This is a genomic window from Pseudactinotalea sp. Z1739 (assembly GCF_049725055.1).
In the GTDB taxonomy this organism is placed as follows: Bacteria; Actinomycetota; Actinomycetes; order Actinomycetales; family Beutenbergiaceae; genus CALKWS01.
Genome location: NZ_JBMPQA010000005.1, coordinates 179,992 through 192,245 on the forward strand (window position 1 = coordinate 179,992; position 12,254 = coordinate 192,245).

Genomic DNA, 12,254 nt, shown 5'->3' on the forward strand with positions numbered 1-12,254 from the left:
TCGGGTCTACCATCAGGCCGGTCGCCGCATCCCTGGCGACGGCACCGACGCCACATGCCGCCCCCGGCCTGTCCACCCCACAGGAGTCCATCGTGAAGAAGTCCATCTACGCCACGGCCGGCCTGGCTGCTGCCGCGCTCGTCCTCGCCGCCTGCGGCGCCGCCCCGGAGAATGAGGACCCCGCCGGTGACACCGGTGCCGAGGGTGTCGACCAGGAATTCATGGCCTGCATGATCTCCGACGAGGGCGGTTGGCACGACGCCTCGTTCAACGAGTCCGGGTACGAGGGCCTGACCCGGGCCGCCGCGGAACTGGGTGTGTCGATCCAGGACGCCGAGTCCACCGACCCGGCCCAGTACGCGGGCAACGTTGACGCGATGGTCCAGGAGGGCTGCGACCTGACCTTCGGTGTCGGCTTCGCCCTGGAGGACGACATCCAGGCCGGCGCAGAGGCCAACGAGGACATCAACTTCGCGCTGATCGACTCCGCGTTCAGCGACGACGAGGGCAACCCGGTGGACCTGCCCAACGCCAAGCCGGTGCTGTTCAACACCCACGAGGCCGCGTACCTGGCCGGCTACCTGGCCGCCGGGATGACCGAGACCGGGACCGTGGGCACCTACGGTGGGCGCCCGTTCCCGTCGGTGACGATCTTCATGGACGGCTTCGTCGACGGCGTCGCCGGCTACAACGACACCCACGGCACCGACGTGGAGGTGCTGGGCTGGGACAAGGAGTCCCAGAACGGCTCCATGACCGGTGACTTCGAGAACCCCGAGAACGGCTACAACACCACCCAGCAGTTCATCGCCGACGGTGCCGACGTCATCCTGCCGGTGGCCGGACCGGTGGGCTCGGGCTCGCTGCGCGCCGCCGACGAGCACGAGGGCATCATGGTGATCTGGGTGGACGCCGACGGATACGAACAACCCGACAACGAGGCCTACGGCCAGTACATCCTGACCTCGGTGCTGAAGATGATCGGCAACTCCGTCTTCGACACCATCGAGGCCGCCGCGGCCGGCGAGTTCGACCCGACCCCCTACGTGGGCACCCTGGAGAACGGTGGGGTGGACATCGCCCCCTACCACGACTTCGAGGACCAGGTCCCCGACGAACTCAAGTCCGAGATCGATGAGTTGCGCGAGCAGATCATCAGCGGCGAACTGCAGGTGGACTCCCCCAGCGCGGTCGAGGTCGGCTGACGTTGACGACCACGGTGACCCGGGCTGCGAAAGGCCCGGGTCGCCGTCGTCCGCCCCGCTACAGTGCGGGCAGGACCGAAGGGAGCACAGGTGCGCCTCGAACTGCGCGGGATCACCAAACGCTTCGGCCCGCTGGTGGCCAATGACGCGATCGATCTGACCTTCGAGGCCGGGCAGATCCACGCCCTGCTGGGCGAGAACGGTGCCGGCAAGTCCACGTTGATGAACGTGTTGTACGGCCTGTACACCCCCGATGCCGGCGAGATCGTCGTCGACGGCGAACCGGTTTCCTTCGCGGGCCCCGGCGAGGCGATGGCCGCGGGCATCGGCATGGTGCACCAGCACTTCATGCTGGTGCCGGTGTTCACGGTGGCCGAGAATGTGGTGCTCGGCCACGAACCCACCGGGCCGCTGGGCGTGATCGACCTGGACCAGGCCCGCCGCATCGTGCAGGAGATCTCCGAACGCTTCGGGTTCGAGGTCAACCCCGACGCGCGCGTGGAGGACCTGAGCGTCGGTGCGCAGCAGCGGGTGGAGATCATCAAGGCGCTGTCCCGCGACGCCCGGGTGCTCATCCTCGATGAACCCACCGCGGTGCTGACCCCGCAAGAGACCGATGAACTGATCGAGATCATGCAGCAGCTCAGTGACTCCGGTACCACGATCGTGTTCATCACCCACAAACTGCGGGAGGTCCGGGCGATCGCGGACCAGATCAGCGTGATCCGGCGGGGCAAGGTGGTCGGGGACGCCTCCCCGGCGGACTCCGAGGCCACCCTGGCCGCCCTGATGGTGGGCCGGGAGGTGAACCTGCGGGTCGATCGCGCACCCGCCCGCCGCACCGAGCACACCCTGACCATCAAGGATCTGACCGTGCGCGACGTGGACGGGAGCCAGGTGGTGGACGCGGTGAACCTGCAGGCCCACGGCGGAGAGGTGCTGGCGATCGCCGGGGTGCAGGGCAACGGCCAGTCCGAGTTGGTCGAGGCGATCCTGGGGCTGCGCGAGGCGACCGGCGGTTCGGTCGACCTGGACGGGCAGGAACTGCTGGGACGCAGCGTGCAGGAGGTGCTGCGCGCCGGTGTGGGGTACGTCCCCGAGGACCGCTCCACCGACGGTCTGGTCGGACCCTTCACGATCGCGGAGAACCTGATCCTGGACCTGCACGACCAGGCCCCGTTCGCGCGCGGGTGGAGCATGGACCAGGACGCGATCACCGACAACGCCCGGCGTCAGGTCGAGGCGTTCGACGTGCGCACCTCCAGCATCCACGCTCCGGTCGCGACCCTGTCCGGTGGCAACCAGCAGAAAGTGGTGCTGGCCCGGGAGATGTCGCGCCCGCTGCGGGTGCTGGTCGCCTCCCAGCCCACCCGCGGCCTGGACGTGGGATCGATCGAGTTCGTGCACGGGCGCATCATCGCCGAACGCGACGCGGGCACCCCGGTGCTCATCGTGTCCACCGAACTGGATGAGGTGATGGCGGTGGCGGACCGGATCGCGGTGATGTACCGCGGCCGTGTGGTCGGGGTGGTCGACGGCGACGCCGATCGTGACGTCCTCGGGCTGATGATGGCCGGGGTGGCACCGCAGGAGGCCGAGGAGCGGGCCGCCGCTGAGCACACCCGGATGCACGTCGCCGACACCGCAGGCCAGGTCGAGGAGGTCACCGGGGATCCGGTGGCGGTGGAGGACCCGCCCATCGGTTCCCGACCCGGTGAGCCCGCCCAGAGCCCGCCCGGCGATGATCCGCGCGACCGGGATCCCGGAGAGGCCGTCATGCATGAGGGCGGCAGTGCTGATCCGACCAGGGGCGACCGCGGCAACGGGGACGGCACCCAGGAGGGGCAGGTGCGCGATGTCTGAGGGACGCACCGAACCCGCGGGGGCCGGCCCGGACCGGGGTGAGCAGGGCAGCGAGATGCGCGGGGTGCTGCGGGAGATCCTCTCGGCCAGCTGGGTCACCGTGCTGCTGGCCATCGTGGCCGCGCTGGTGGTCTCCGCGGTCCTGGTGATGTACGCCGACCCGGACGTTCGTGGTTCCGCGGTGTACTTCTTCGACCGGCCCGGCGACACCTTCTCCGCGGCCTGGGGCGCGATCGTGGATACCTACACGGCCCTGTTCCGTGGCGCCGTCTTCGACTACCGGGCCGACTCGGTCAGCAGGGCGCTGCGGCCGGTCACCGAGACGTTCGTGGCCGCAACGCCGCTCATCTTCGCCGGCCTCGGGCTGGGCATCGCCTTCCGCGCCGGGATGTTCAATATCGGCGCCCAGGGGCAGGTGCTCGCCGGGGCCGCTGCGGCCGCCTATGTCGGCTTCGCCCTGCCGATGCCGCCCGTGGTGCACCTGGTGGCCGCGGTGCTGGCCGCCGCTGTGATCGGTGGGCTGTGGGCCGGGATCGCCGGGTTCCTCAAGGCCCGCACCGGCGCGAACGAAGTGATCACCACGATCATGCTGAACTGGATCAGCCTGTGGCTGGTGCGGTACCTACTCGATCAGGAGTACTTCGCCCCGGGTCCGAACCCGATCGCACCGCCGGTGTCGTCGAACTCGGTATTTCCGCTGTTGCTCGGTTCCGGGTTCAACCTGCACCTGGGTTTCCTGCTTGCCCTGGCCGCGGTGGCGGCGGCGTGGTGGCTGATGGAGCGTTCCACGATCGGCTTCAAGTTCCGGGCGGTGGGAGCGAACATGGACGCCGCCCGGACCGCGGGGATCAACGTCAACCTCACCTTCGTGATGGTCATGGTCAGCGCCGGCCTGCTCGCCGGGCTGGCCGGTGCCAGCCAGATCCTCGGTCCCACCCGGACCCTGCGGGAGACCACCGCGGGGAACATCGGCTTCGATGCGATCACGGTGGCGCTGCTCGGACGATCCCGGCCGGTGGGGGTGCTGCTGGCCTCGCTGCTGTTCGGGGCGATGCGCGCAGGTCTGCCCCTGATGCAGGTCAACTCGCACACGCCGGTGGACCTGATCCTGATCCTGCAGGCCACCATCGTGCTGATGATCGCCGCGCCGCCGCTGGTGCGTTCGATGTTCCGGTTGCCGCAGCCGCACGGTGAGAACCGGCGCCGCGAGGGAGCCCTGGTATGAGCGCCGCGACACACTTCCACGACCCGGCAGTGGCCGCGGCGGACCCCGCGGTCGGGAGGATCTCCTGGCGCACCCCGGTGCTGATGGCCGCCGTGACGATCGCAGGCCTGCTCGCCTTCGGGCTGTTCACCTCGGCCGGGCGTGAGTCGCGATTCAACCTCGGCGGCGGCGGGATCCCGTTCGACCCGCCACCTCTGGTGCTGCCCTCCCGGCTGACGGTCCTGGTGCTGGTGGCCATCGCGCTGACCCTGACCGCGCTGGCCTACTGGTACACCTCGACGCGCCGCACGGTTCCGCTGGCGATCCCGATCTCCTTCGGAGTGGTGATGCTGGCGGCCTTCCTGACCTGGGCGGTGGCCGGTAACGCCCGTGGCCTCACGCTGTCCTTCCTGCTCGCCACCACGATCACGGCCACGCTCCCGTTCGCGTTCGGCGCGATGGCGGGAGTGCTGTGCGAACGCTCCGGCATCATCAACATCGCCATCGAGGGCCAACTGCTGATGGGGGCCTTCATGGCCGCGATCGTGGCGAGCATGGCCGGCAACTTCTACTACGCCCTGATCGCCGCACCGATCGGCGGGGCGCTGGTGGGGTTGCTGCTGGCGGTGTTCTCCATCCGGTACCGGGTGGACCAGATCATCGTCGGTGTGGTGCTGAACGTGCTGGTGCTGGGGGTGACCACCTACCTGCTGCACTCGGTGGTGCGGGACAACTCCAGCACCATGAACGACCCGCCCCGGTTGACCCCGATCCGGATCCCGCTGCTGGCCGACATCCCGGTGGTGGGCCCGGCACTGTTCAACCACAACGTGATCGTCTACGCCATGTTCGCCACCGTGATCGGGTTGCAGTTCATGATCTTCCGCAGCCGTTGGGGCCTGCGGATGCGCTCGGTGGGCGAGCACCCGAAAGCGGCCGACACCGTCGGCATCAACGTGAACCGGACCCGGTACCGCAACGTGGTGTTCGGCTCCGCGGTGGCCGGCTTCGGTGGTGCCGCGCTGGTCTCAGCGGGCCTGGCGTTCCTGGAGAACATCACCGCCGGCCGCGGTTACATCGCCCTGGCCGCGATGATCCTGGGCCGGTGGAAGCCCGCCGGTGCCCTGGCCGCAGCGCTGCTGTTCGGCTTCGCCGACTCCCTGAACCGGATGCTGGTGAACATCAGTTCCCCGGTGCCGACCGAACTGCTGGCGATGTTGCCCTACCTGGCCACCATCTTCGCCGTGGCCGGACTGGTGGGCCGGGTGCGCCCGCCCGCGGCGGAGGGCAAGCCGTACCCGCCCTCATGAGAAGCCCGGGGAGCAGGGTCGAGCGATGAAGGAGGCTGAGCCGAATGAGCACGATCGACTGGCACGAACTGCGGGCGGCGGCCCGGGAGGTGGCGCAGCGCGCCTACGCTCCCTACTCGGGCCTGCGGGTCGGCGCCGCGGCGCGGACCGATGACGGCCGGGTGCTGGTGGGGTGCAACGTGGAGAATGCCGCCTACGGGGTGACCCTGTGCGCGGAGTGCTCGCTGGTCTCCGCGCTGGTCACCGGCGGCGGGGGGCGCCTGGCGGCCTTCACCTGCGCCGGTGCCGAGGGGCAGTTGCTGATGCCCTGCGGGCGCTGTCGGCAACTCCTCTGGGAACACGGCGGAGCCGGGTTGCTGGTGGACACTCCCTCCGGCATCCGGCCGATGAGCCAGGTGCTGCCCGACGCCTTCGGTCCGGACCACCTCCCCTGAGCACCGCCCATCGGCCTTCCGGGCCGGGGCGCGGGGGAGCATTACCATCGGGTCATGAGCAATGAAGCCTTCGACGCCGTCGACATCATCCGCACCAAGCGCGACGGCGAGGCACTCAGCGCGGAGCAGATCCGCTGGGTGATCGAGGCCTACACCCGTGGGGCGGTGGCCGAGGAGCAGATGGCCGCGCTGAACATGGCGATCCTGCTGAACGGGATGGGCCGGGCCGAGGTCGCCACCTGGACCCGGGCGATGATCGACTCCGGAGAGCGGATGGACTTCTCCGTCCTGCCGGTGCCCACCACGGACAAGCACTCCACCGGCGGGGTCGGGGACAAGATCACCCTGCCGCTGGCCCCCCTGGTCGCCTCCTTCGGGGTGGCGGTCCCGCAGCTGTCCGGCCGCGGCCTGGGGCACACCGGTGGCACCCTGGACAAACTCGAGTCGATCCCCGGCTGGCGGGCGGACCTGAGCAACGAGGAGATGCTGGCCCAACTGCGCCACGTGGGCGCGGTGATCTGCCAGGCCGGCTCCGGCCTGGCCCCGGCCGACCGCAAGCTCTATGCGCTGCGCGACGTGACCGGCACCGTGGAGTCGATCCCGCTGATCGCCTCCTCGATCATGAGCAAGAAGATCGCCGAGGGAACCGGCGCCCTGGTGCTGGACGTCAAGGTGGGGTCCGGGGCGTTCATGAAGGACGCCGACGCCGCCCGGGAACTGGCCCGCACCATGGTGGATCTGGGCACCGACGCGGGCGTGACCACCCGGGCCCTGCTCACCGACATGTCGACCCCGCTGGGCCTGACCGCGGGCAACGCCCTGGAGGTCCGCGAGGCGGTGGAGGTACTCGACGGCGGTGGGCCCCCCGACGTCGTCGAACTCACCGTCGCGCTGGCCCGGGAGATGCTCTCCGCGGCGGGCCGGGAGGACGTCGACGTCGCCGCGGCCCTGACGGACGGGCGGGCGATGGACACCTGGCGCGCGATGATCACCGCCCAGGGAGGCGATCCCGACGCCCCGCTGCCCACCGCCACCCACACCGACGTGGTCCTCGCCCCCGCCGACGGGGTGCTGGTGGGACTCGACGCGCTCGCCGTGGGTGTGGCCGCCTGGCGCCTGGGTGCCGGCCGGGCCCGTCGGGAGGATGTGGTCCAGGCCGGCGCCGGGGTGCAGATGCACGTCAAACCAGGCGGGGTCGTTCGTGCCGGCGAGCCACTGATGACTCTGCACAGCGACACCCCCGAACGTTTCGACCGTGCCCGTCAAGCCCTTGAGGATGCTGCCGTCATCGCCCCGGAGGGCTCCCGTCCCCCCGGGCGGCCCCTGATCCTGGACCGGCTCGTCGCCGGGTGAGGAGAGGCTCACGATGACCGCGCACCGGCGGGACTCCGGGCGCCCGGGGCTGTCCCTGAGTACGGTGCTGAGCCCGGTGTTCACCGGCCGGTACCTCGACCTCGCCCAGCGACTGCTCACCGCCCGCGCCGCGCCGCTGGCGCTGCCGCACTGGAACCTCTTCCCCCACGATGAGGGGAACCGCTCCGGGCCTGAGTTGGTGCGCATCGGCGGGCACGTGGCCCGTCAGCACGACGGCGTCACCTGCGGTGCGGCGGCCATCATGCTGCTGAACGCCGCGATCGACCCGCACCTGGCCGCCTGGCTCGAGCACGGCCGTCTGCCCGCCGCAACTCCGCCGGAGATTGCCACACTCGATGCCGCGGGCCTGGCCGCACCCACGGTGGCGGCCCGGATGGCCCTTGCCCAGGGCGCCACCCACCGCATCCTCACCCGCGCCGGGCCGGGCCGCCTGCCGTGGCCCCGGGCGCTGGGTACCCCGCCCTGGGGCGCGGCCCGCGGCGCCCGGGTACCCGGGGTGCGCTACACCCACCGGGCCGTGGACGATCACAACCCGGCGGTGCTGCGCGCCACCACCGACATGCTCGTGGCCGCCACCTCCGCAGGTGTCCCCGTCCCGCTCTACGCCGGCGGCAACACGGCTCGTGGGTGGCGCACCGCGGTGCCGCGGCACGTGCTGCTGGCACTTCCCACAGCCGGGGACCGGCTGCGCATCTTCGACCCGGGGACCGGGTACATCCACCGGGTGCGGCCGGAGGAGCTGGCGGCGCGGCGCACCCCGCACCCGGCGCTGGGGAACTGGACCCACCTGGCCTGGACGCTGATCCCGCTGGTGGACTCCCACCGGTAGAGCCTGCACCGCACTGCCACAATGCCGCCATGACCTTCGTGCCCGGACACCGGTTGAGCGCCCACCTGCTGGACGTCGTCGAACCGGCCCTGACGCAGGAGTTTCCGCACCTGCGGTACGCCGCCGCCCTGATCGGGCGCGGCTCGGACGTGCTCGGCTACGACACCGCTCGTTCCACCGATCACGACTGGGGCCCACGCCTGGTGCTGGTGCTGTCCGAGCAGGACCACCGAACCCACGCCGAGCAGGTCCTGGACGCGGTCGAGGCGGTGCTGCCGGAGATGATCGCGGGGGTCGCGGTGGACCACCTGCCGGCCCAGCAGGTTTTCGGTGGCCCGGCCACCCACCACACCACCGCGGGGCGCCGGCGCCCGCACGGGGTGAGTGTGCGCACGCTGCCGGGCCTGTTGTCGGACCTGCTCGGCATCGACTCATTGGCCGAACTGGACCCCGCTACCTGGATGAGCATTCGCTCCCAGAGCCTGTTGGAGTTCACCGCCGGGCCGGTGCTGCGCGACGACGTGGGCCATGTGAGCCGCACCCGTGCGGCGTTGGCGTTCTACCCCGACCAGATCTGGCTGGCCATCATGGCCGGGTGGTGGCAGCGCATCGCCCAGCTGGAGGCCTTCACCGGTCGGGCCCGCGAGGCCGGCGACGACGTGGGTGCCGGGGTCATCGCCGCCGGCATCGTGCGCTGCGGCATGCACCTGGCGTTGTTGCAACAGCGCACCTACCCGCCCTATGCCAAGTGGTTGGGCACAGCCCTTGCCCGCACCACCGGCGGAGCGGACCTGCTCACCCTGATGCGCGCCGCGCTGGACGCCCGGGGGACCGACCAGGAGCGGGCCGTGGTGGACGTGCTGCTCGCGCTCGCCGCAGCCCATGACCGGCTCGGCGTGACCGACCAGGTACGGGCCACGCCGTCGTCCTTCTTCGACCGGCCCTACCCGGTGATCTGGGCCGACCGGTTCACCGAGGCACTACGAGGTGCCATCACCGATCCGGCCGTGCGAGCACTCCCGCGCGACATCGGGAGCATCGACACCATCACCGACTCCACCCCGGCCGCGGCCGATCACGGACTCCGGCGCCATCTGCGCAGCTGGTGGCGTGAGACCGAATGAGCACGGTGCCGGACGGGTCGGCCCGGTCGGCACCGGCAGGGCTCAGCGCTGCAGTTCCAGCCCGCGGGTGCGGGTGGAGATGCGCCACAGGCTCGAGGTCGCGGTGATGTACAACAGGGTGCCGAAGGGGCCCCCGAAGCACAGGTTCGCGGTGGTTTCGGGAGTGGGGATACGGCCCAGTTCGGTGCCCCCGTCGGGGGTGAGCACGTGCACCCCGTCGGCGGCGGAGGACCAGATCCGTCCCTCGATGTCCAGACGCAGCCCGTCGGTCTTACCCGGGTCCACCCGGAACCACTCGCGTTCGTAGGTGGCATTGCCGTCGGGGTCGATGCGATAGCCGAACGTGGCGGCATCGGAGCCGGTGTCGGCCAGCAACAGCAGGTCCGCGGAGGCGAAGGCCAGGCCGTTCGGCTTGTCCCGGTCCCGGATCGGGGCGGTCAGCGTGCCGTCACGGTCGAGCCGGAACACCCAGCGTCCGGGCAGTTCCTGCTCCCCGCCGTAGCCCTCCTCGGGCTTGTCGATGCCATAGGTGGGATCGGTGAACCACAATGAGCCGTCCAAGGGGTGCAGGGCTACGTCATTGGGGCTGTTCAGTCGCTTGCCATCGAAAGTGCCGGCCAGGGTGGTCCAGGATCCGTCGTGCTCGTGCCGCACCAGAGCCCGCTCCCCGTGGGAGCAGGCGATCAGCAACCCGTCGATATCGGTGCAATGCCCGTTCTGGTGGTGGCTCGGCTCGGTCTCAACCTCCAGTGCCCCGTAGTCGGTCCATGCCCAGGTGCGGTTCTGCCGGACGTCGGAGAAGACCACCCGTTCCCGGTTGGCCACATAGGTGGGGCCCTCGGCCCAGGTGAAATCCCCGGCGAGGTGCTCCAACGCCGCATCCGGGGGGAACAGTTCACTGAAGGACGGGTCGGTAGGCACAGGACCTGATGGCGTAGTCATGCCCGCCACGGTACCGAGCCCAGCGGCCAGCGGCACCCCGGTCCGGGCGCCGAACCTCCGGTGGGCTCAGTGGCCGTCCAGGTTCCACTCCTCGGTATCGACCTGCGGTACGGCTCCTCGGGTTCCGGCTCCGGCGCCGCCACCGGGACCCGGCGCAATCTCGTCGGGCTCGAGATCATCGACCGCCAGTTCCAGGCCGTGGTTACGCCGTTTGCGCTTGCTGCCCTGGCCGTTTCCGGCGAACGCACCTCCGACGCCGCCCCGGCCGGCGCCGCCGGCACCCGCGCCGCCCGCGCGGGAACTGCCAGGGGCGACCGCGGCACCGCCGCGTCCGGGTCCACCGGCACCGCCTCGGCCGGCTGCTCCCGGACCACCCCGGGCGGTCGAACCGGGCACCATGCCGCCGACGCCTCCGCGTGCACCGGGGCCCACACCACCCCGTGCTGCGGCACCGTGGGCCGGTGGGGCCACCCCGATCATGCCGCCGCGCCCGCCGGTCATCCCCGCACGGGGTCCGCCGAGTCTCGGACCGGCTCCGCCGGCACCGATCACCGCGCCGCCCACCGCGGCTCCGGGACCGCCCACGCCGGGGCCGCCCACACCGGGGCCGCCCGCACCGGGACCGATCCCGGCACCGGCGCCGCCGACGAGTGTGCCTCCGCCGGGACCATCCACGGAGGTGTCGGTCATCGGGCCGGTGCCGGCCTCGGGGTTCCAGTGCTCACGACCTGTGCCGGCCCCGGTACCGCCGGGCCCGGCCGGTAGGTCCTGGACCGGCCCGCCGCCGCCGATCCCGGAGCCGGTGCCCACGGATGGACCGCCGCCGCCGATCCCGGGCCCGGTGCCCACGGATGGACCGCCGCCGCCGGGTCCGGGACCGGTTCCCACCGGAGCGCCGCCTCCGGAACCACCGGGTCCGGTGCCGCCCCCGCCACCGGACATCGAGAATCCGGGGGTGGCAGCGGCTCCGGTGCCGCCAGCGCCGCTGGTCCCGCTCGGGCCGGGCGTCGTCGGTCCGGCCGTGTTGCCGCTCATCCGCGCAGTGGCGTCGCGCAGCATGGCGTCCAGCCGGTTCATCTCCCTGCTGGCCTCCGCCTCGCGCTCCCTGGCGTTCTGCTCCCGGAAGTGCGCGCGCATGTCGGCGGCGTCCTCGAACTCCACGTTGCCGCGGGCAGGGTGGCCTACCAGGGACGCCTGTTCCTCCTGGAACGCATCCAGGTCCTCGCTGGGCAGCATCGTGTAGGACACCGAGCCCTCCCGGACCGCCTCCCGCGCGTCGGAGAGGATGGTCACGACCTCATCGAGTTCACCGGCGAGTTCGGCTGCGCCGGAGGCGATCTCCGTGGCCAACTCCCGGGCCGCCTGACCGGCCGCCCCTTCCATGCCGGGATCACCGGCGGCGTTGCGCAGGGCCTCGGCCAGTGCGCTCAGGCTCCCGGCCCCGCCATACAGGTTCGACCGGTCGGTCGAGGTGCCGTCCCGGTTGGTGTCGTTGACGTCCAGGTAGCGCTTCAGTGCGTCGGCGTTGGCGCCCATCAGGCCTCCCCGGTCGGTGTGCCGGCCTCGGGGACGTGGATCTGCTCGGTGTCCCGCCCGGCGTGAGCCATCACGGTCTCGACGTCGTCGTCCACACCCAGCAGGGCCTTCTCGCTCTCGCTCAGACCGGAGGTGAATTGATCGACCTTCGCCGCCAGCGTGTCCATCTTCTCCTGGATCGCCAGCAACCGGTCGCGGTAACTGGCCGCGAAGTTCATCGCCTCGGTGTTGATGGTCCAGCGCGAAGCGTTCTGGGTGTTGGCCAGTTCACTCGCGGTCTTGATCTCGTCCTGAAGATCGTCGTTGGCCTGTTGAGCCAGACCCGCGACGTGATACACGGTGTGCGAATCGATCAATAGTGCCACGGCGCTTCTGTCCCTTCGATTACTCCGAATCCAGGCTAACGGAGGATCGCGCGGGCGCCCATGGAGAG

The 12,254-nt window shown here is 71.0% G+C and carries 11 protein-coding genes; 8 read left to right on the top strand and 3 right to left on the bottom strand.

Going from position 1 to position 12,254, the window contains the following annotated elements; all coding sequences use genetic code 11:
• Positions 1-92 precede the first annotated feature (92 nt).
• From ACO0LV_RS08590 to ACO0LV_RS08625, 8 genes are all read left to right on the top strand, one after another.
• Positions 93-1,205, top strand: a complete 1,113-nt coding sequence (locus ACO0LV_RS08590; RefSeq protein WP_424787475.1) for a BMP family lipoprotein — start codon at positions 93-95, stop codon at positions 1,203-1,205.
• 90 nt (positions 1,206-1,295) lie between these two features.
• Positions 1,296-3,068 (top strand): ABC transporter ATP-binding protein, encoded by a 1,773-nt coding sequence (locus tag ACO0LV_RS08595; protein ID WP_424787476.1) that lies wholly within the window; start codon positions 1,296-1,298, stop codon positions 3,066-3,068.
• Positions 3,061-4,293 (top strand): ABC transporter permease, encoded by a 1,233-nt coding sequence (locus tag ACO0LV_RS08600; RefSeq protein WP_424787477.1) that lies wholly within the window; start codon positions 3,061-3,063, stop codon positions 4,291-4,293. Before ACO0LV_RS08595 ends, ACO0LV_RS08600 begins: the two co-directional genes overlap by 8 nt.
• The gene (locus tag ACO0LV_RS08605; RefSeq protein ID WP_424787478.1) at positions 4,290-5,582 is read left to right on the top strand and encodes an ABC transporter permease; all 1,293 of its coding nucleotides are present in this window, start codon (positions 4,290-4,292) and stop codon (positions 5,580-5,582) included. Before ACO0LV_RS08600 ends, ACO0LV_RS08605 begins: the two co-directional genes overlap by 4 nt.
• Positions 5,583-5,626: 44 nt before the next feature.
• Positions 5,627-6,016, top strand: a complete 390-nt coding sequence (locus tag ACO0LV_RS08610) for a cytidine deaminase (protein WP_424787479.1) — start codon at positions 5,627-5,629, stop codon at positions 6,014-6,016.
• Positions 6,017-6,070: 54 nt separating this feature from the next.
• Positions 6,071-7,369, top strand: coding sequence for a thymidine phosphorylase (locus tag ACO0LV_RS08615; RefSeq protein ID WP_424787480.1), 1,299 nt, complete (start codon positions 6,071-6,073; stop codon positions 7,367-7,369).
• 13 nt (positions 7,370-7,382) lie between these two features.
• Positions 7,383-8,219, top strand: coding sequence for a hypothetical protein (locus tag ACO0LV_RS08620; protein WP_424787481.1), 837 nt, complete (start codon positions 7,383-7,385; stop codon positions 8,217-8,219).
• A 29-nt stretch (positions 8,220-8,248) separates the two neighbouring features.
• Positions 8,249-9,343, top strand: coding sequence for a DUF4037 domain-containing protein (locus ACO0LV_RS08625; protein WP_424787482.1), 1,095 nt, complete (start codon positions 8,249-8,251; stop codon positions 9,341-9,343).
• Between the two features lie 42 nt (positions 9,344-9,385).
• On the opposite strand, the gene ACO0LV_RS08630 is transcribed toward ACO0LV_RS08625, so the two are convergent.
• The 3 genes from ACO0LV_RS08630 to ACO0LV_RS08640 all read right to left on the bottom strand — a co-directional run bounded on the left by ACO0LV_RS08630 (position 9,386) and on the right by ACO0LV_RS08640 (position 12,186).
• On the bottom strand, positions 9,386-10,285 hold the full coding sequence (locus ACO0LV_RS08630; protein WP_424787483.1) for an SMP-30/gluconolactonase/LRE family protein: 900 nt from the start codon (positions 10,283-10,285) through the stop codon (positions 9,386-9,388).
• A gap of 66 nt (positions 10,286-10,351) precedes the next feature.
• Complete coding sequence (locus ACO0LV_RS08635; protein WP_424787484.1) at positions 10,352-11,821, bottom strand: hypothetical protein; 1,470 nt, start codon at positions 11,819-11,821, stop codon at positions 10,352-10,354.
• Positions 11,821-12,186, bottom strand: coding sequence for a hypothetical protein (locus ACO0LV_RS08640; protein ID WP_424787485.1), 366 nt, complete (start codon positions 12,184-12,186; stop codon positions 11,821-11,823). Before ACO0LV_RS08640 ends, ACO0LV_RS08635 begins: the two co-directional genes overlap by 1 nt.
• Positions 12,187-12,254: the final 68 nt, after the last annotated feature.

Coding starts and splice junctions, on each gene's coding strand:
- ACO0LV_RS08620 (WP_424787481.1), top strand. CDS start 7,383: ATGACCGCGCACCGGCGGGACTCCGGGCGCCCGGGGCTGTCCCTGAGT.
- ACO0LV_RS08605 (WP_424787478.1), top strand. CDS start 4,290: ATGAGCGCCGCGACACACTTCCACGACCCGGCAGTGGCCGCGGCGGAC.
- ACO0LV_RS08610 (WP_424787479.1), top strand. CDS start 5,627: ATGAGCACGATCGACTGGCACGAACTGCGGGCGGCGGCCCGGGAGGTG.
- ACO0LV_RS08635 (WP_424787484.1), bottom strand. CDS start 11,821: ATGGGCGCCAACGCCGACGCACTGAAGCGCTACCTGGACGTCAACGAC.
- ACO0LV_RS08625 (WP_424787482.1), top strand. CDS start 8,249: ATGACCTTCGTGCCCGGACACCGGTTGAGCGCCCACCTGCTGGACGTC.
- ACO0LV_RS08615 (WP_424787480.1), top strand. CDS start 6,071: ATGAGCAATGAAGCCTTCGACGCCGTCGACATCATCCGCACCAAGCGC.
- ACO0LV_RS08630 (WP_424787483.1), bottom strand. CDS start 10,285: ATGACTACGCCATCAGGTCCTGTGCCTACCGACCCGTCCTTCAGTGAA.
- ACO0LV_RS08600 (WP_424787477.1), top strand. CDS start 3,061: ATGTCTGAGGGACGCACCGAACCCGCGGGGGCCGGCCCGGACCGGGGT.